The sequence below is a fragment of the Apilactobacillus intestinapis genome, from assembly GCF_049166695.1.
Taxonomy (GTDB): Bacteria; Bacillota; Bacilli; order Lactobacillales; family Lactobacillaceae; genus Apilactobacillus; species Apilactobacillus kunkeei_C.
Genome location: NZ_JBMHFD010000011.1, coordinates 1 through 20,325 on the forward strand (window position 1 = coordinate 1; position 20,325 = coordinate 20,325).

The 20,325-nt window shown below is 35.4% G+C and carries 17 protein-coding genes; 8 read left to right on the forward strand and 9 right to left on the reverse strand.

Features of this window, described 5'->3' with window-relative positions:
- Nucleotides 1-218 (forward strand): IS3 family transposase (locus ACOMA7_RS06385; protein ID WP_421392740.1); only part of this gene is annotated, 218 nt, incomplete at its 5' end.
- Between the two features lie 47 nt (nucleotides 219-265).
- Here ACOMA7_RS06385 and ACOMA7_RS06390 read toward each other — a convergent pair.
- The 3 genes from ACOMA7_RS06390 to ACOMA7_RS06400 all read right to left on the reverse strand — a co-directional run bounded on the left by ACOMA7_RS06390 (nucleotide 266) and on the right by ACOMA7_RS06400 (nucleotide 4,381).
- Nucleotides 266-1,405 carry a hypothetical protein gene (locus tag ACOMA7_RS06390; RefSeq protein WP_421392743.1) on the reverse strand — a complete coding sequence of 380 codons (1,140 nt, stop codon included), beginning with the start codon at nucleotides 1,403-1,405 and terminating at the stop codon, nucleotides 266-268.
- Between the two features lie 481 nt (nucleotides 1,406-1,886).
- Nucleotides 1,887-3,263, reverse strand: a complete 1,377-nt coding sequence (locus ACOMA7_RS06395; RefSeq protein ID WP_421392745.1) for a hypothetical protein — start codon at nucleotides 3,261-3,263, stop codon at nucleotides 1,887-1,889.
- Between the two features lie 164 nt (nucleotides 3,264-3,427).
- Nucleotides 3,428-4,381, reverse strand: a complete 954-nt coding sequence (locus tag ACOMA7_RS06400; RefSeq protein ID WP_140967876.1) for a biotin--[acetyl-CoA-carboxylase] ligase — start codon at nucleotides 4,379-4,381, stop codon at nucleotides 3,428-3,430.
- A gap of 145 nt (nucleotides 4,382-4,526) precedes the next feature.
- Here ACOMA7_RS06400 and ACOMA7_RS06405 point away from each other — a divergent pair, with 145 nt between their 5' ends.
- From ACOMA7_RS06405 to ACOMA7_RS06430, 6 genes are all read left to right on the forward strand, one after another.
- Complete coding sequence (locus ACOMA7_RS06405; protein WP_140967875.1) at nucleotides 4,527-5,249, forward strand: ABC transporter ATP-binding protein; 723 nt, start codon at nucleotides 4,527-4,529, stop codon at nucleotides 5,247-5,249.
- A complete protein-coding gene (locus ACOMA7_RS06410; protein ID WP_421392749.1) occupies nucleotides 5,249-6,328 on the forward strand; it encodes an ABC transporter permease in 1,080 nt (359 codons plus the stop codon). The genes ACOMA7_RS06405 and ACOMA7_RS06410 overlap by 1 nt, the downstream gene beginning before the upstream one ends.
- 3 nt (nucleotides 6,329-6,331) lie before the next feature.
- Complete coding sequence (locus ACOMA7_RS06415) at nucleotides 6,332-6,973, forward strand: TetR/AcrR family transcriptional regulator (RefSeq protein WP_421392752.1); 642 nt, start codon at nucleotides 6,332-6,334, stop codon at nucleotides 6,971-6,973.
- Between the two features lie 126 nt (nucleotides 6,974-7,099).
- The gene (locus tag ACOMA7_RS06420) at nucleotides 7,100-7,690 is read left to right on the forward strand and encodes a helix-turn-helix domain-containing protein (protein WP_421392755.1); all 591 of its coding nucleotides are present in this window, start codon (nucleotides 7,100-7,102) and stop codon (nucleotides 7,688-7,690) included.
- 165 nt (nucleotides 7,691-7,855) lie between these two features.
- Nucleotides 7,856-8,119, forward strand: coding sequence for a hypothetical protein (locus ACOMA7_RS06425; RefSeq protein WP_054607806.1), 264 nt, complete (start codon nucleotides 7,856-7,858; stop codon nucleotides 8,117-8,119).
- A 125-nt stretch (nucleotides 8,120-8,244) separates the two neighbouring features.
- Complete coding sequence (locus tag ACOMA7_RS06430; RefSeq protein WP_054607805.1) at nucleotides 8,245-9,063, forward strand: CAP domain-containing protein; 819 nt, start codon at nucleotides 8,245-8,247, stop codon at nucleotides 9,061-9,063.
- Nucleotides 9,064-9,103: 40 nt separating this feature from the next.
- Here ACOMA7_RS06430 and ACOMA7_RS06435 read toward each other — a convergent pair whose 3' ends face one another.
- Nucleotides 9,104-9,940 carry an SPFH domain-containing protein gene (locus ACOMA7_RS06435; protein WP_054607829.1) on the reverse strand — a complete coding sequence of 279 codons (837 nt, stop codon included), beginning with the start codon at nucleotides 9,938-9,940 and terminating at the stop codon, nucleotides 9,104-9,106.
- A gap of 10 nt (nucleotides 9,941-9,950) precedes the next feature.
- Nucleotides 9,951-10,151 carry a hypothetical protein gene (locus tag ACOMA7_RS06440; protein WP_053791378.1) on the reverse strand — a complete coding sequence of 67 codons (201 nt, stop codon included), beginning with the start codon at nucleotides 10,149-10,151 and terminating at the stop codon, nucleotides 9,951-9,953.
- Nucleotides 10,152-10,341: 190 nt separating this feature from the next.
- Between ACOMA7_RS06440 and ACOMA7_RS06445 the strand changes: the two genes are divergently transcribed.
- A complete protein-coding gene (locus tag ACOMA7_RS06445; RefSeq protein WP_421392760.1) occupies nucleotides 10,342-10,953 on the forward strand; it encodes a helix-turn-helix domain-containing protein in 612 nt (203 codons plus the stop codon).
- 40 nt (nucleotides 10,954-10,993) lie between these two features.
- Here ACOMA7_RS06445 and ACOMA7_RS06450 read toward each other — a convergent pair whose 3' ends face one another.
- The 4 genes from ACOMA7_RS06450 to ACOMA7_RS06465 all read right to left on the reverse strand — a co-directional run bounded on the left by ACOMA7_RS06450 (nucleotide 10,994) and on the right by ACOMA7_RS06465 (nucleotide 20,099).
- Nucleotides 10,994-11,425 carry a YjdF family protein gene (locus ACOMA7_RS06450; RefSeq protein WP_414827273.1) on the reverse strand — a complete coding sequence of 144 codons (432 nt, stop codon included), beginning with the start codon at nucleotides 11,423-11,425 and terminating at the stop codon, nucleotides 10,994-10,996.
- A gap of 113 nt (nucleotides 11,426-11,538) precedes the next feature.
- On the reverse strand, nucleotides 11,539-12,891 hold the full coding sequence (locus ACOMA7_RS06455; protein WP_421392763.1) for an APC family permease: 1,353 nt from the start codon (nucleotides 12,889-12,891) through the stop codon (nucleotides 11,539-11,541).
- Between the two features lie 342 nt (nucleotides 12,892-13,233).
- Entirely contained in the window at nucleotides 13,234-14,274 is a 1,041-nt protein-coding gene (locus tag ACOMA7_RS06460) for a zinc-dependent alcohol dehydrogenase family protein (RefSeq protein WP_041152602.1), read from the reverse strand.
- A gap of 614 nt (nucleotides 14,275-14,888) precedes the next feature.
- Nucleotides 14,889-20,099 (reverse strand): LPXTG cell wall anchor domain-containing protein, encoded by a 5,211-nt coding sequence (locus tag ACOMA7_RS06465; RefSeq protein ID WP_421392768.1) that lies wholly within the window; start codon nucleotides 20,097-20,099, stop codon nucleotides 14,889-14,891.
- Nucleotides 20,100-20,325: the final 226 nt, after the last annotated feature.

The window sequence follows — 20,325 nt, forward strand, 5'->3', positions numbered from 1 at the left end:
GTAGAAAAGCTACTTGTTTAGACAATGCATGCATAGAAAGCTTCTTTAATCAATTAAAGGTCGGCACTGTTCATAATAATAATTTTAAAGATTATAATTCCCTTAACCAAGCGGTTAAGGAATATATATCCTATTACAACAATTATCGTATAAAACAAAAACTGGGAGGAATGTCACCGGTTGAATACCGGAACAATTCCTCCCAGAAAATTGCATAACCATCCTCCAATTTTAGGGGTTCAGGTCAGATCCTTTTTTATTTTGACTATTCTTTGTGAGCAGCCTTTTTGTGTGAAGCCTTCTTAGCATGTTTCTTAGTTACTTTCTTTGCGTGCTTCTTTGAAGCTTTCTTTGAATGCTTCTTTGCATGTTTCTTAGCAGCAGCCTTCTTATGTGAAGTCTTCTTTACATGCTTCTTAGTTGCTTTCTTTACATGTTTCTTAGTTGATTTTTTGGCAGCTTTCTTTTCTGCGGCCTTCTTAGCAGCAGCTTTCTTAGCAGCCTTTTTAGCTTCTTTCTTAGTTGTCTTCTTTACAACCTTCTTTGAAGCTTTCTTTGATGATTTTTTAGCTACATGTTTTTTGGCAGCTTTCTTTGCTTCTGGTTTAGCTTCTGGTTTTGTAGTTTCAGTAGTTGTAGCAGTCTTGGTTGCTTCTGGTTTAGCTTCTGGTTTAGCTTCTGGTTTAGCTTCTGACTTAGTTGCTTCTTTCTTAGTGTCTGTTGATGTTGTGGTTGCTTCTTTCTTTGCGTCTGTTGTTGTAGCTGCATCCTTCTTTGCATCTGTTGATGTTGTAGTTGCGTCTTTCTTTGCATCTGTTGATGTTGTGGTTGCATCCTTCTTTGCATCTGTTGATGTTGTGGTTGCATCCTTCTTTGCATCTGCTGATGTTGTAGTTGCATCTTTCTTTGCATCTGTTGATGTTGTGGTTGCGTCTTTCTTTGCATCTGTTGATGTTGTGGTTGCGTCTTTCTTTGCATCTGTTGATGTTGTGGTTGCATCCTTCTTTGCATCTGTTGATGTTGTGGCTGCATCCTTATTTGCATCTGTTGATGTTGTGGTTGCATCCTTCTTTGCATCTGTTGATGTAGATGCATCCTTATTTGCGTCTGTTGAAGCAGATTTATCATCTGATTTTGATGCAGTTGTATCTGATGATTTAGCATCTGAACTCTTGTTGGAATCTGATGATGAGGCTGGTGTGGTTGAAGTACTTGTTGTAGTAGTTGAACCAGTTGTAGATGAACTGTTTGAGCTACCTTCTGAACTACCCTTGCTTGAATCTGATGAAGGTTGTGCTGATGCTGGTGTTGATTCAGTAGCAGCAAATGCGCTTACACCAGTTGAGAAAAATAGAGTTGCGGCAGGTACTAGAGCTAGTACGGCCTTTTTAAAGTTCTTTTTCATAATAAAATCCCCCTTGATATCCTTATTCAGGATTCGTTTTCAATTTAAAAATTTCGGTAATGACGTTGTCATCATCGTGAAACAGTAAATCTAAAAACTGTATAGATGCATCATATATGTACTATACAATCAGGTGATCATTTCGGTTAAAATGAAAAATTCTAATCAAAAAATCATCTTTATTGATACAAAAAGCCAAGAATACGGTCACCCGTATTTCAGCAAAAACAACAGACAAGACACATATTGCAAACCAGATTAGATTATAAGTTTATAATCTACGCTTAATATATCACTAATCTTAAAAAATAGATGAATAAAATAACACTAAATATTAGACACCGTGTGTATATACACGTAAGAAACGTTGATAGTATAGTGTTTAAAAGTATTAAATTTTTTTAAAGATAATCATACATATTTCAACAATGTCTTGAATTGGTGAAAAAAAAGACACCTTGAACAAGGTGTCTTTTAAAAATTACTTTTTATGCTTTTTATGAGTTTGTTTCTTTGCATGAGATTTTTTGGTTATGTGTTTCTTTGAGCGAGACTTTTTAGCAACGTGCTTTCTTGAATGTTTCTTTTTACTAACTTTCTTTGATGCTTTTTTCTTACGTAAAGTCTTCGAGAATACTTTTTTGTTAGCACTCTTCTTTTTGATTTTGTTTAATGCCTTCTTATTGATTTTCTTTTTGGCAACTTTTTTCGCATGCTTTTTACTAACTTTCTTTGATGCTTTTTTCTTGCGCGTATTCTTCTTTACATACTTCTTTTTTGCCTTATTTGATAGCTTTTTATTAGACTTCTTTGTGTCTACTTTATTTGCATGTTTCTTTGCTTCTTTTTTGTGGCGGTGTATGCTCATATATTTTAAAGTAGTGTCTAATTTGTGAAGAATAATTTTATCATTATCAATAGATTTATTTGGAACTTTATCATATCCATGATAAGTCCCTGGAATCCATTTACCATTACTATACTCTAATATATTACCGGAGTGATTTTCGAAATAATTCAAATCATCAATTACATCTTCAACTGCAAAGTACGTTTTTAATGCATCAATTGATTTATTGCTTGATTTTTTAGCTAATTTAGAAAATTCGACAGCTGACTTTGTTGATTCTGTTTCATAATTAGAAAACAATCTATTTACGTAACTCAAATTAGCAGAGGTTATGATTGGTATACCTCCATATAATATTTGATCTTTATCGTCTTGAAAGACTCCTTTGTAACCATCTCTTCCCATCTGAACATTCATTTTATTAAAGTTAATTATGTTCTCTTTACTATACACTACATATTTTCCATAAACATATTTAGCCTTAACCGTATTATCTTTTAGTCCATCTATAAATGGTCGGAAGGCATCAGTAAAAGAGAAGTCCTTAACTGGAAAATATTTTTTCACATTTTCATATTCGCTATCTGGTAAATAACCCCAAAATTTTGTAGATGTTTCATAAATGTTATTAACGTTATCATAACTAATATCGTTAACATCATAATTATTTATTTTATTAAGTAAATTGTTGAATTCATTAAGTCTATTTTGTTGATTAATCACATAATTTTGTTCATAAAAATTATATGTATTTTTAAAAGCACCACTTATATCATTTTCAACATTTGAAAGTGTACTATAAATTGACCTATCACTATTTTGTTTAGAAAAAATAGCGACTTTTTTATCCATAGTTTTTCTGTATTTAATACGACTTTGTTCTTTTTGCTTCATAATTTCTCTTGTTGACCAAGAATTTGAAGCTTGTGCTTTAATGATCCCTGCATCTGACATAGTAAGTAATAAAGCTAGCATTATAAATAAATATTTCTTAAATTTTTTATACATATTTCCACCCCTAATTTAAAAAATGCTTTTATAATATAGCACCATATTTTTAGTATTTAACAATAAATTGATGAAAAATACATAATTATATAATTATATAAAATTCAGTAATAGATAATTCGGTTATTCCTAAAATATAAAAGACACCTTGAACAAGGTGTCTTTTAAAAATTCACTTTTACGACTTCTCCATTATTAATTGTTGTTGATTTTCCATCAACATCTAACAACAAGTGACCTTCTTTATCAATTCCAGTGACAGTTCCATCAATTGTTTCCTTGGTAGTATCAACACTGACCTGTTTACCATTTAAGAATGACATCTTTTGGTAGTCTTCTATGAAGTTAGCTTCTAAATAGTGTGGGAACTCTTCATCAAAGCCATTAACGATGTCGGCAACTAGCTTGTTCTTATCGATTTCCTTGTCGCTGATCCAACCAACCTTATCCTTCATTTCTTCGGGAATTTCTTTGGCAGATAGACTAATTCCAACACCGACAACGATTGCGGAAGGTTGCATTAATTCAGCATCCATCACTAATTCAGTTAGGATTCCAACGACCTTCTTGTTGTTTACATAGATATCATTAATCCATTTAACCAAGAAGTCTTCTTCTGGATAGCTCTTTTTTAATGCCTTGGCAACCACCACTGCTGTCATGGTAGTTAATAACCCTGGGTTTAAATGTTTAGCATCATGGAATGGCACTACCATGCTCATGTAGATTCCACTATGGGCAGGAGAATAGAAACTTCTACCCCTTCTGCCGTGTCCTTGCGTTTGCTTTTCAGCGATTACCAAACGATGTTTGCCATCTGGATTTTGATCATTGATTTGTTTGGCGTATGAATTAGTAGAAGTAATTTCCTTCTTAAAGATAATTTCGTAATCATTATCTAAGTCAGATTCGATTAGTTGTGGATTTAGTTCGTCGTTTCCTATGTATTTATAGCCTTGATTAGTCTTGCTGTCGATTTGGTGACCTTGTTCTTTTAGTTGATTAATCAGTTTCCAAATCATGGTACGACTAATGTTCATTTCGTTTGCTAGTTGGTTACCTGACACCCATTCATCTTTGTGTTCGATAAACAATTGCAATAATTGATCTTTTTTCATCGTGAACTCCCTTTCGTTACTAAGTAAATCATATCATAATAAAAAAATTTTCAAAAAAGTATTTGCTTTTTTAAATTACCTGATATAGAATATTTTTCGTTAAGTAAGTTAGTACTCACTCACCTAATTATTAGGAGGTATTATTATGACAGAAAAAATCATCTCAATTAACAATTTAAAGAAAAAATACGGCCAACAAATCGTATTAAACGACGTTTCATTTGAAGTCGATTATGGACAAATTGTAGGTCTAATCGGACCCTCAGGAGCTGGAAAATCTACCATTATCAAATTAACCTTAGGAATGGAAAAAGCTGACAGCGGTGACTCTGAAGTGTTTGGCATTCACATGCCTAACCGTAAGATTCTAAATAAGATGGGATACATGGCTCAATCAGATTCACTATACAGTTCACTATCAGCAAGAGAAAACCTAACCTTCTTTGCCAAGATGCGTGAAGTTAAGAAGGAAGATTTAGCAAGTGAAATTGACCGTGTATCTCAAATCGTTGATTTAAAAGATCAATTAGATAAAAAGGTCGATAACTTCTCTGGTGGTATGAAACGAAGATTGTCACTAGCAATCGCTTTGCTAGGTAATCCCCAACTACTAATTCTAGATGAACCAACAGTTGGAATTGACCCCGCCCTTAGAAAAAACATCTGGGCTGAACTAGGTAAGCTAAGGGACAATGGTTGCTCCATTCTAGTGACAACTCACGTTATGGATGAAGCTGAACTAACCGATCGTGTTGCTTTACTAATTGATGGAAACATCATTGCAGACGACACACCAAGCAACCTAAAACAACAATATGATGTAGATAGCATTGAAAATGTATTTATGAAAGCCGAAGGTGATATGTAATGAAGACACTATCAATCTCAAGTCGTATATTAAAAGAAATTTTCCGTGATAAGAAAACACTAGCAATGATTTTTATCGTACCTATCATTGTGATGGCATTGATGTCATATGTTTTTAAGTCATACAACAATACAGACATCAACATCGGTACTGTGAATGTCTCCCAACAAGTTGAAACTAACCTTACTAAGGTTAAGAACGTCAATATTAAAGAATACAAGTCTGAAAAAGATGCTGAAAACGCATTGCATGATGATCACATCGATTCCTTTATCGTTTACAAGAACAATGATTACAAGATGGTTCACGCTAACATTGATGCTTCAAAGACTAGCATGACAAAAGCTGCGTTATCATCTGCATTGACTCAATCAAGCATCAAGAACATGTCCTCCGCACTAGCTAAAGTTTCACCAGTAAAACAAACTCAACCTAAGATTCACCTATCCAATGAATACAAGTACGGTAGCAGCAAGACTAACTTCTTTGATAAGATGATGCCTACTTTAATGGCATTCTTCGTCTTTTTCTTCGTATTCCTAACTTCAGGAATGGCACTTCTAAAGGAAAGAACTTCAGGTACATTGGACCGTCTATTAGCTACTCCAGTTAAGAAATCAGAAATCATCTTTGGATACTCACTAAGCTACGGTTTAATGGCTGTATTCCAAACAGTGCTAATCGTATTATTTACCATCAAGGTATTAAACATCGAAGTAGTCGGATCTATTTGGCTAATCCTATTAACCACATTCCTACTATCACTAGTCGCAATTGCAGCTGGTCTACTTCTATCAACTTTCGTTAAATCAGAATTCCAACTAATGCAATTCATCCCACTAGTGGTAATTCCACAAATCTTCTTCTCAGGACTAATTCCGCTAGATTCTCTTGATACTTGGGCAAAGGTATTATCATTTATCTTCCCAATCAAGTACGCATCAGAGGCAATTAGCAATGTCATGATGAGAGGCTTTACATTCACTGGGATTGGTATAGACTTGATAGTAATCATATTATTCATTGTCGTTTTAACTTCCGTAAACATTATCGGATTGAAGCGTTACAGAAAGGTATAATCAATGGAACAATCTAATTACACCAGTTTTAATGATTGGCTTGAAAATAGCAAGATGCCAAACGGCAAGCGTAAAGTATTAAAGTCTGCTATCAAGCTATTCTCACAAAATGGATATCAATCAACTTCGACTTCATCCATCGCCAAAGATTGCGATTTAAGTGAAGCCACTGTATTTAAACACTTTAAAAATAAAAAAGAATTACTAGACACCATTATCACCCCTATCATTAACACCTTGGCACCAAGTTTTAGTCAACAATTCGTTGAATCAGTTGGTAAGCACACCTTCAAAATCGATGAAATGATAGAATACATCATCACTGATCGTTTTCACTTTATCGAAGAAAACCATCAAATGATTAGTATCATGATTAGTCAATTATTGTTTGATGAAGAGTTAAAGGATCAACTTGAAGAAATCATGTTACCAAAATTATCCTTTATCATCGACAAGGCTAACGAGTTAATGAAACAAGATGACAGTGTTGACGACGATGTCTCTGCTGAAGAATTATTCAGAACCATCAGTGGACAATTGTTAATATCCACTATTGTTGAATTCAAATTCCCTTCAGACAACTGGGATACTGAAAAACAAATTAAATCGATGATTAAAGTCTGCAAGAAAGTAATTCATAAATAGAAAAAAGCATCCTGAATGGATGCTTTTTTTGTTGCTATATCAATGTTGCAAAGAAACTTAGCTAACTATTTTTGACAAACTTTTATATAATTATCACAATCAATATTTGAAAAGGAAGCGATAAAAATGCAATTTGGTGATCGTTTAAAGCAACAACGAAAAATCAAAAAATTAACCCAAGACGAAGTAGCGGAAAAATTAAATGTGTCTCGTCAAACCATCTCCAGTTGGGAAAATGAAAAGAGCTACCCTGACATTAAGAGCCTAATTTCATTAAGTGATATGTATGATATTTCATTGGATACGATGCTAAAGGAAGATAGTGGGATGAAGGAATTCATTGAAAAAAATGACCTAAGTAAAAAACTATTAGGTTTAAGGTGCTCCATTGCTTCTTTTACTATGTTTGCTTTGTTACTATACTTTTTAAATTCAGTAAATGCCATATCATCAACATACAAAAATGCGACCATCTTTTTAATGTACGTGCTCTTTGTATTAATTCTTTTATCATTCAATAAATTTATTAAGTCCATTAATCTGGAAAGATCACAAATATCTGATACATTTAGATTGAATAAATATTTAAAATTCATATTAGCTGCATTACTTATAGCAACCATTGAATTAGCAAGATATCATATAATATTACCCTTAATCATATTCATTGCCGCTTTGGAAATCTTCATTTTCATCTACTATTTCCGTAACAAATAAAGCAGACCTGACGTTTGTCAGGCCTTTTTTATTGTCTATTGTAAAATTCAACCGTTTCGACGCAGGAAACCGATAGTGTTAAACACCTCTTCAAATTGAGTTCTTTTTTAATTTGATATATCATGTCTAAGTAATACATTAATTATGAACGGATGTGACAATGAAATGGGATTCATTATTTTTCTACTAGTCCTTGCTGCACTTTACCTACTAGAAGTGTACGTACTAACCGACACAAAGCACTTTTGGGTTGGTGGAATTCTACCACTACTAATTGATATCTTAACCATCTTCTTAATGGTTGCTTCAAAGAGCTATTCCTTCCATGACTTCGCAATGGTATTTCTTGTCTTCTTTGGAACCCTTTGTATTTGGGGATACGGTGACGATCGACACAAAAAGAAAAACGGTATTAGAAAAGATAAATAAAAGACCTGACGTACGTCAGGTCTTTTTTGAACAAATATATCAAAAGTTATTAACTTTACTTAATAAGTACAATGTTAAGTTATCTTTTTAGATATAATTGACATTAATTACAAGGGGGTAATATTTTGAAGAAATTTTTAGTTTTAGTAATGTCTGCTTTAAGCATCATTTTCATTCTGAATGTAACAGCTAAGGCCGACGATACATCTGACAATTCATTTACATACACGGAAGATGCACCAGCTCAACCACAAAAGACTGTTACTATTCATTACGTCAACACCAAGGGGCAAAAACTTGCTGACGACAAAGTAATGACATCAACTGGGAATGCCGTTTCTGCCTATAACATGGATTCAGATACTTTAGATCCAATTTGGAACGGTTACGTCAAAAAGATAAGAAATTACATGCCTTACTACCTATATCAAAATGTCGATTACGATAAGTTACCATCATCAATTACCGTAAAATATATTGATTTAAAGACTGTAAATTCTAAGATGACAGCCTATGTCTTAAAAGACATCAACAAAGTACGTCGTCAACATAAACTACATGCTCTAAAGACCACTAAGGATTTGGCCAAACGTGCTAAGGTTCGATCAGAAGAACTATTTAAAAAGTTCGATCACGTTCGTCCAAATGGCAAGTCTTACAACGCCAAACTAAGTGGTTATGGTGAAGTCATTGTTAACTATCCTAGTGCTGCTAATTTCTCATACCAAGGTACTTTCGATGGAGTTCCTTTCCTAGTATTTAATAACAACGGAAAAGGACGTCTTAACTTGCAGGCTTCCGCATATACAGCATTAGAACAATACCTAACTGTTGACAAACTACACCGTGACACCATTCTAAATAAATGGGCTCACTACGTAGCACCTGCAACAACATTCCACTCAGATACAGTTGGTATGAATACAATTTTATTCAAATACTAGTAAATAAAAAGGAACCGGCTAATTACCGATTCCTTTTTCGTTATTCTTTAGTTTCTTTCTTTTCGCCGTTTTGCTTTAGTAGTTTTGCAAAAGTAGTCATTTGACCATATGAGTCTGCACCATCATTTGGTACAACCACCATGTTGGTGTCTGAGTTGGCTAGATTACTAAATGCTTCGATGCTTTGAGCATTGAAGTACTTGTCATCGGCACCTTGCAAAGCTTCTTGAATCTTGTCGATTCTGTACTTTTCAGCATCAGCCTTAGTCTTGGTAGCTTGAGCGTTAGCTTCAGCAGTCGCAACTAATGCTTCGTTTTGTGCCTTAGTGCGTAGTTCAACAGACTTGGCATCCCCTTCAGCACGTGAAATTTCAGCTTGGCGTTCACGGTCAGCAGTAAGTTGAGTGTTCATGGCTTCTTGAATGGCCTTACTTGGAGTTAATTCATCGATGTTAATACGATCAACGTTAATTCCATAGATGTCGGTTAAATCACCAATTGCATCGGCTAGTTCTTTATTAATTTCCTTAGTAGAACCCAACACTTCGTTTAAATCCATACGACCGATGATATCTCTTAAGTGACCACGGACTAATTGGACCATGGACATTACTGAATCGGTATTTTCGTATTGGTACTTAACGGGTTCAGTCACGTGGTAGTTCAAACTGACACTACCTAATACTTCAGCGTTATCCTTAGTAATCAATGAATACTTTGGTAGTAGCTTAGGTTGCATTGCTAGACTAACGGTTCTAACGCGTTGAATTAATGGAATGTAGAAGTGCAAACCAGAACTTAAAGTGTGGCTGTACTTTCCTAATGTTTCAACTAATCCTTCGTTATTTTGACGAATGACTTTAACTCCAAATGGCATAACAAATACCTCACTTAATTTTTTGTAAATGAAGAGTATTACCTGTGTTATTCACGACCGAGTATTTCGCTTGATCATCATAGGTAGAATTATCGGATAAATCATAACGATACCAAATACCACCAACTTGAACCAATGATTTGTCGGTCGAGAAATCGTCACTTGTAACGACTCTGCCTAAAAACATTCGATGTTCTAAATTGTCAGTCATGAAAAACACCTCCCCCTTTATTCACGTCCCATTATCCCATTGTTGTATTTAATAGTCGATATATTTTGCATAAAAATATTTTTCTTTTAAAACGTTGATATATCAACATGTCCAAGAAACTTGGCTACCAAAAATAGCATTTTTTATATAAAATAAAGTCATTATCTTAAGAGAAAAGAGACGATACATAATGAAATTTGGTGAACGTATCAAAGAACAACGCAAAATCAAAAATATGACTCAAGAAGATGTCGCAAAACACTTACACGTTTCTCGAAAAACCATATCAAGTTGGGAAAATGAAAACAGCTACCCTGACATCAAGAGCCTAGTGAAAATTAGTGATCTCTATCAAATTTCACTAGATTCCCTTTTAAACGAGGATTCAGGACTAAAAGAATATCTACAAAAGGATAAAGTCCAAAGTAATTACTTGGAATTAAAGTATGGAATTTCTGCACTTGGTAGCCTTGCGATTACACTGTTAGCGGTGATGAATAATGCCACTGCGTTGGTCTTTTTCATTGGAATCGCACTTGTTCAAGCCGCTAATAACCAATTTATGAAAAAAACTGGTTTAGAGTCACCAGAAAACAAAAAGTCCATTCTTAAAGATCCTAATGCAAGGACCTCTGTTAAAATTATAACCATTTTCCTTATTTTGATAGGAATAATAATCATTATATGGATGGGCTATATTTCTATTGTCAGCAATACAGTAATTGGACTTATTGTCATCGGAATCTATACTCAGATAGTCAATTTATTTGTATACATCATCGATAAATTCCATCTCAGATAAAAAAGACGCCACATAAGTGGCGTCTTTTTTCTGAATATAATTAATGACCTTTATGTTTTTCCATCTTTTTATGTTGCTTCATCTTGAAGTTCATTAATTTCTTTTCTCTGTTATATTCACTTTTTTTCTTTTTACTTGTCTTCTTTTCTAATTGGCTTTGTTCTTTTAAAGCTTGTTGAGCCTTAGTACCAATTCCTTTAGAAACTTCTTTTCTACTAATTCTTTGTAGCCTCTTAGGATTGATTCTTTTTTCGGAAATATCGACTTCGTCAGCAGTTTTTTGATAAAACCTAAATCTTGACCACTTCTTATTTATAAGATTGTTTATCGAATATGCAGATGGCTCAGAAGTTCCTAAAGTTATCTTTGCAACTTCATAATTATCATCAAAAGTATTTTCGATAATCAATCGATAAAAAGGAGGATCAAATACAACAACTGCCTTACCTTTAACAAAATTATCGATATTCATCCCCTCCTTTTTATGAAAAACTAATTATGGTTAAATAATAAAATAATTAATAAATATTATCAAGATATAATTTATTTAAATAAAAAGACGCCACATAAGTGGCGTCTTTTTGCTTAGTCTTGTTTTCTTCTCTTCTTAATTGCATATACTACCAATCCGATAATGATCCATAGAATTACTGCGTATGGATATAGATTTCCAGGGAAATCTGGGATTGGGTATAGGTTAGTCCACATTGGGTAAACTAACACTAAGATTCCTAGAATTGGAATCAAGATATGTTTAATAAATGAACGCTTGATGGTATCTCTGTGCTTGTGGAAGTATAGAATGGTTCCGACACAGGCCAAAGCATATACGGTCAACATACTTAACACACCAAGTGTTGATGAGTTTGCATAGATTACTTCAGGACCATAAGGAACACCGAAGATTAGGTATGCCACAGCCATGATTATAGTTAGTAACCAAATCGCACGAGTTGGACTGTTTAGTTTTTCGTTAAATTCACCGAAGTATTTTGGTAGGTACTTCTTAACACCCATTGCATAGATCATGTATGCACCGGCATTCATGATACCAAGAACTGAACCAAAACTACTGATTAGGATGGCAAAGTCCATGATAAGTGCCATTGGGCGACCCATGTACATCAATGAAAGGTCATTCAATGGTGATGAAGAATGTGCGAAGTCTGAGACGTGGTTGATACCAAATCCGATAACTTGCATGTAACTTACGATAACAAAGAAAATTCCAGCAAAAATAATTGTAACAATAATAGATAATGGCACTGAACGTTTTGGATTCTTTGTTCTAACAGCTACAGTGGTAACACCTTCAAAACCACAGAATGATAGGATGGCAAATACCATTCCTTGACCAATTCCAGATACACTACTGTGAGTTGGGACGAATGGTTGGGCACTGATTCCATCACGACCACCCTTGGCAAAGATAATGATGGTCAATACGACTAAGATTGCAATCGCTAAGAATTCGATCGCAATTGCTGATTTACTGGTAAGTTTCAAACCAAAAGTAAGAACTAATGCGGCAGCAATCAATAATACATAAGCAATAATCGTATCGTTAAAGTTAAATCCTAACTGTGCGAAGAATACGTGGGCAAAGTTAGCATTGGCAGCCATACATGAGACGGCCAAGTTTACGTAGGCAAACGTCAAAGTCCACCCACTGACTAATCCTAGTCGTTCACCTAAAGCTTGTTGGTTGTATGCATATACTGAACCAACATCTGAGATATGTTTTGATAATTCGGCGAAACTAATTCCAACAAATAATAATCCAATCGCACCAAGTAAGAATGCAATTGGTACGTTAATTCCAGCGAATGGAACTGCTGGCACGGCGTTAAACGCGATTGAACCAGTTGGGGCAACAGCGGCAACGGCTAGCGCGAACGTCTCAAATTTAGTAATCTTTTTTGACTCATCTAAATCCATTATTCATTTCACTTCCTAAGTATTATGATGTGATGTATATTCTCTCCTCCAAACAAAAAAGCCGCTGATCCCATCACTATAGGTCAGCAGCTCTTCTCAGATTAATCGTATGTATCACGACGCGATTAAATAACCAGAGGAGAAGCCGCCGGTTTACAACAATCGCACATGTACATGTTCATAAAGTTATTCATTTGTGACTCCTCCTCCGATATATTTTCTAACGATTAAATCGTATACTAAACGTTTATTTCTGATAAGTCAATTAAAAACACCTAATCATTTTCTAATTTAAATTATGAAGGCATAAAAAAAGACCGACATCAGTCGATCTTTTAATTATTAATCGTTAACAACAGTAGCTTTGATAGTGTTTCTTTCAGCCATGTCTTTGTAAGCTTGGTTAATGTCTTCTAGTTTGTATTTACCAGTGAAAACTTTACCTGGATGAATAGCACCTGATAATACAGCATCCAATAGTTCTTGTCTGTCGTAAGTAGTAACTGAAGCAATACCACCAGCAAGTGCAATGTTCTTACCAAATGGGGTCACAATATCTAAGTTACCTGAGTGAGGCAAACCAACACGACCAACCTTAGCGCCTGGACGAGCAACGTCTAAAGCAGTTTGAGTTGATAGTTCAGTACCAACACATTCTAGAACGGCATCTGCACCGTTACCGTGAGTTAGTTCCATAACCTTCTTGACAGCTTCATCACCACGTTCAGAGATGATATCGGTAGCACCAAATTCCTTCGCTAATTTTTGTCTGTCTTCATGTCTACTCATTGCAATGATTTGTTTTGCACCACGTAGTTTAGCAGAAATTACACCACATAGACCAACAGCACCATCACCGATAACTACTGCAGTGTCACCTTTTTGAACATCAGCAGTACGAGCTGCATGGTATCCAGTAGCCATAACATCTGATAGAGCTAATAGTGAATCTAACATTTCATCACTGTAGTCTTCTGGTTTACCAGGAACCTTAACTAGTGACCATTCACCGTGTTGAGCTCTTAGGTATTCAGCTTGAGCACTTTGAGTAAAGTTATCTGAATGGTTTAGACAACTTCCGTCGTAACCAGCTAAACAAGCGGCACAGTGTCCACAACCGTGAGTAAATGGTACGATTACGAAATCACCAGGTTGTAAAGTAGTGATGTCCTTACCAACAGTTTCAACAACACCCAATGCTTCATGACCGTTGTTGTAAGCTGTCTTCTTGTATTCGTCTAATCCACGGTATGACCATAAGTCTGACCCACAGACACAGGTACGAACTACCTTTAGGATAACGTCATCATCTTTTTCAATCTTTGGCATGTCGACGTCTTGAACTTCGACTTTACCAGGTTCAATAAATACTGCACTTTTCATAATTGAATCCTCCATAATTTTGATAACTATAATTATTTCATATAAAGTACACTTTAAGTCAAATAATAAGACTCAAAAACATTTGATTTAATCGCTTGCATCTTACGAACAAATGTTCTATTATAACTATAACATACATTTATCCATGAATTCATTCAAAAAAGACATCTTACAACGCTGCGTAAGATGTCTTTTTTATTCCCCTTCGAATCTAAGTCTAACCTGATTAACGACTAATATAGATTCTAGAACATTTAGGAATCCTTGTCCGTAGATGATAATTGTGTATCTGTGTAGATTAATTGTTAATATTACGGTTAAAATTACCACGATTAAAGGGATTATTAGACCTGCTAATACAAAGTGTTTTCCAGATCTAACGTAGTAGTGTGTGCAACATAGACCTAGGAAAAAGATAAAAAATAGAGTTTCTAACATTAAGTACTTCTCTCCTCTTGAAGTACACTTTACACCCCTTATTCTAAAATGTCTTTAATAAATTTTCTCATAATTCAACTTTTTTGAAATTTCGGCATTTTATGGGTATCAAAAATGTTACAAACCCGCATTTTATATACAAAAAAGAAGACTCGCTGGAGTCTTCTTTTTTAATGTTACTTGTTCTTTCTTCTTAATCCAAAGATTGACAAGATGAATCCTAGCACCATTGAGATTAGACCGAAACCGAATAAGTTACGTTGGTTAGTTTCATCACCAGTTTGAGGTAACTTACCTGCTTCTTTCTTGTCAGCAACTTGGCCACGATGACCATTTACTTCCTTAGCTGAAGCATTCTTTTCAGTTTCCTTGTTTGATGTCTTAGTAGTCTTCTTAGAAGCAGCCTTCTTTGCAACAACCTTGATATCGCCAAGTGACTTAGTTAGGTCAATTGTTGATGGTAATTGTGATTCGTCTGCTACCTTGTAACCCTTAGAAGCCAAGTACTTAACAAATTCTGCCTTAGTCATTGTCTTCTTTGAGCTTTCTACTTTAATAGTCTTGTTTGATCCAGCAACTTTAACGTTTTGAACGTAAACTTTGTTTGCTTGGTTCTTGTCTGCATCAGTTTTGCTTGATGCTTGGTTATTGTCAACATCAGTCTTGTTTGATGCTTGGTTCTTATCTGCATCGTTGTTGCTTGATGATTGAGTGTTGTTTGAAACGGCTTCGATGTCACTAACTGGCTTAGTTAAATCGATTGTTTCCGGTAGTTTTGATTCATCTGCTACCTTGTAACCCTTGTCATCCAATTCCTTAACAAATTCATCCTTTGTCATGGTCTTGTTTGCACTTTCAACCTTAACAACATCGTTTGAGCCAGCAACCTTAACGTCTTGTGCGTAAGTTTGTGCTGCTTGGTTCTTGTCTGCATCGCTGTTGTTTGATGATTGAGTGTTGTTTGAAACGGCTTCGATGTCACTAACTGGCTTAGTTAAATCGATTGTTTCCGGTAGTTTTGATTCATCTGCTACCTTGTAGCCCTTGTCATCCAATTCCTTAACAAATTCATCCTTTGTCATGGTCTTGTTTGCACTTTCAACCTTAACAACATCGTTTGAGCCAGCAACCTTAACGTCTTGTGCATAAGTTTGTGCTGCTTGGTTCTTGTCTGCATCGTTGTTGTTTGATGCTTGGTTCTTATCGGCATCATTGTTGCTTGATGCTTGGTTCTTGTCTGCATCGCTGTTGTTTGATGCTTGGTTCTTATCAGCATCATTGTTGCTTGATGCTTGGTTCTTGTCTGATACAAGTTCGATGTCACTAAGTGGCTCAGTTAGGTCGATTGTTTCTGGTAGTTTTGATTCATCTGCTACCTTGTAGCCCTTGTCGTTCAAGTACTTAACAAATTCGTCTTTTGTCATAGTCTCGTTTTGACTTTCAACCTTAATGGTATCGTTCGAACCGGCAACCTTAAAATCTTGTCCGTAAGTTATGCTTGCTTGCCCCTTGTCCGCATCATTGTCGTTAGAAGCTTGGTTCTTATCAGCATCATTATTGCTTGCTGATTGATCCTTGTTTGATACAAGTTCAATGTCACTAAGTGGCTTAGTTAGGTCGATTGTTTCTGGTAATTTTGATTCGTCTGCTACCTTGTAACCCTTAGCATCCAAGTACTTAACAAATTCGTCCTTTGTCATAGTCTTGTTTTGACTTTCAACCTTAACAGTATCGTTTGAACCGGCAATCTTAGCATCTTGTGAGTAGCTAGTGTTGCTTTCATTCCTATTGCCTTCAACGTTTCCGGCTTTAGCAATGATTAGTCCCTTAAAGTCGTCTGGGTTAGTCAAGTCTAGGGTATCATTCAAAGCATCTGGGTTCATTAGTTTGTAACCATCTGCTTCAACCCTGTTGATGAAGTCTTGTTTTGAGATAGTCTTGCTGTTTCCGCTCACTGAAATAGTGTCACCAGTACCAACAACACCGACGTTCATCTTGTAAGTTGTAAAACCTTCGATTAATGAAGCAACATTCTTCATGTCGTCTGAGTTAGTTAAATTCAAAACATCGTTTAGCTTACCAGTATCAGAAACATTTAGTCCTTGTTCCTTTAATTGCTTGATTAAATCTTGCTTAGTGATAAGTGGAGTATCGTGTTTAACTACTGCTGACTTAGTACCGTCACTACTGTTTAGTGTGTTAGTGTAGCTTGATGCGTTTGGTGTAGCATCGTATGCCTTACCATTACTTAGGTCAATTGATGCTGGTAGTGAATCCATATCTGCAATTGTGTAACCTTGTGCTGAAACAGCGTTAACAAAGTCAGACTTGTTTAGATATGAATTTTGTGAACCAACGTTCACAGTGATTTCCTTAGTAGTACCGTCATTTTGTTTAACGTTTAGTTTAACAGCATGAGCAGAAGCGTTTGGAATAACCACTGGGTTAACGTTATCAAATGCAACACTTAGAGGATCGATTAAACCTGATGGGTTAGCAACAGTGTAACCATTGTCTAGCATTGCTTTTACATATTCTGATGCTGAAAGTGTACCGTTAGCTGAAGGAACAAATACCGTCTTGTTAGTGAATGTACCGTCTTCGTTAGCTACCTTCACAGTTTGTGGGTAGTTAGTAACAGCTTGTGCATTTGGTTTTACATTAATTGAGTTGTCCTTAGTTAAATCAAGTGGGTAAGTAACACCAGCGTTATTAGGTAAAGCATAACCTTGGGCAGCTAATTCCTTAGCTAGGTCGTCTTTATCGATAGTTGATGACTTAGAGTTGATGTTAACCTTAGCCTTTGTACCATCTGGAAGCACAACAGTTTGTTGGTAACTAGTTGGTGAATCAGTTGGTTGGTTTACCTTGTATGCGTTGTTAGCATTTGTAAGATCAACGTTTGCTGGAAGGTTTTCACCATTTTGAACATCATATCCTAAAGTACTTAATGCCTTAACATAGTCGGCCTTACTCATTGTTGGAGTAGCGCTTGTAATTGAAACAGTTGTTGGCTTGTAGCTACCGTCTGCTTGTTTTACATTTACAGTTTGTGGGTATGCAGTTGCCTTGTTAGCGTCAGCATTTGGAGTAACTTCAATTGGATCAGTTGAATTTAAGTCAGTGTTTTGACCTAATTTAGCTTTTTCAGCATCTGTCAAAGTGTAACCTTGATCTGCTAAAGCTTTAGCTAAAGCGTTAGTATCCATGCTAGGATTGTCACTCTTAATATTTACAATAGCAGTCTTAGTTGTTCCATCGGCATCTACAAAACTAACAGTCTTAGGATATACGCTGTTTGAGTTAGCGTTAGGAGCAATTGTCAAACCAGTGTCACCATTGTTCTTGGTTAAATCAACCAGAGTGTCACCTAACTTGTTAATATCATCTTGTGATAGTGTGTAACCTTGATCTGCTAAAGCCTTTTGTAGTTCTTTAGGAGCAATTGTTGGGTTAGCACTATTAACAGTTAATGCGATTGGGTTACCGTTAGCATCCTTGAACTTCATTGCGTATCCTTCACCAGTCTTGTTAGTGTTAGAAGGTGTTGCAACTGTGCTATCAACGTAGATTGTAGCAACGTGATTACCGTTACCTTCATCCTTAATAGCTGGGTTTAACACGTATTGTGCTTGGAAGTTATCGTAAGTTTGTGAGTTAAATTGACTTGATAATGATGAAAGCTCTGGAGCATAATTTTGGCTCTTTAATGAGTTAACCTTGTCAGCGATTGAGATGTTGTCAAAATCAGTCACACTATCTTTTTGAAGTGAGTCAACAATCTTACCAGTACTCTTATCAACAAAGTTAATTGTTAAGTTTGAAACTGGAGCATTAACGTTAATCTTAACTGATTGATCCTTGTAGAATGCTGGAACAGCTTGGTTTGATACGATTGAGTTATTTGAATCTGGAGTAACACCCTTCTTAGTTACAGTGTTCAAAACATCCTTAATTGAAACCGGTTGGTTAATTGCTGAAGATGGTAGGTTTGTTGAGTACACAACGTTTCCGTGCTGGTCAATAAATGAAATTGGTAGAGAGTTCTTAATTAACTTGATTGCATAACTATCACTGTTTGCAAAATTAATAGGGTCCGGAAGGTCGTTTGGATTTACAACTTGGAAACCTTGACCAGCTAGTCTTGCCTTGAATTGATCAGCAGTCAATGTTGATGAATTACTTGTGAATCTGGCTTTCATTCCGGTAGGATTGTTATTATCGTCGTCGATAGATAAAGTTTTTTGATAGTTAACATTGATAGTGTATGTTTCTGGTGCTGATTCTTTAGCTCTAAATGAATGAGTTTTAACCATGTCATTTGTAGGATCTAGAATTAAATAGCTAGGAACTGAATTAAGCACATCTGAAATATCGTATGGCGCATCATTATTAGCCTGAATTGTTTTAGAATATGCAACATTTTGATTTGAATCGACGAAGTTAAATGTTTTATCTTTTTTGATGTGGTAATCAGAGAATCTAGCACTGTAGTTACCATTACCATCGTCTTTAATAGTTGGATTGGTTGAAATACTTTCTGGATCAACACCCCAGTTGCTAATCATGAAATCATAGATACTTGAGTTACCAGAGTTTTGATTAGGGTAAGGGATTTTCTTTAAATCCAAGACAGTACTATCATAAGGAACTGTGACATCAAAAGGAACATAATCTGATGGGTTCATCGCATTGTACACAACTACCTTAACTGTTTTAGTTGCGTTTGCATCATTACTTGAAGTTGAATTTGATGAACCACTGTTAGAGGTGCTACCTTGGGCAGATGAGCTGTTGTTCGCACTTGATGATCCATTGTTTGAATCTGATGCGCTACTTTGAGCGGCTGAGCTACTGTCTACACTTGATGATCCATTGCTTGATTGTGAGGCATTGCTGCTTTGAGCTGATGAATCATTTGATGCGCTGCTTTCAGAAGCTGAACTGCTTTGTTGTGCAGCTGATGATTGTTGTGATGCAGAACTACTTGCAACTGGATTAGTTGGATTCTTAACATGAAAAGTATATGAACTTTGTGAACCATCAACTGTATTGTTATTCATAGCTGCTTTAACTTCTGAAGCATCATATTGAGTAATTCCACCAGTCAAGCTAGTGTAAAGTGTACTTAAGTCAAACTTACCGTTAGTGGCATTAACCGTATATCCAACAGGGTAAACTTGAACACCTCTGTCATCAATAATGTAAATCTTAACTGAAGTTGCTTTCTTCGCTGTTGCAGCCTTAGCGTCAATAGAACCGTTATCGGTATTTTGAGCTGCTTTAGCACCAGTGATTAACACACCGGTAACTGCTGCTGCGTAGATCCACTTTTTAGAAATCTTAGATCTACTTGAATTTTTATTATTGTCAAAAGATTGTTTCATAATTCTCCACATCCTCTTTCCGAAATCAAAATTTAAACTATCTGTATTATTACGATTTAGATTATAATACTAAAAATTTTTAATTTGCACCCGATTTGATTGCTTTTAAACCATTCTTAACTAACTTAATATTTAGCTAATCATTTTAATCTTTTTATAAGGAATTTAAGGAAAAATTTAGAAAAATTAGAAAACTGCTTTTAATGCCTTTCATATCAATGATTTC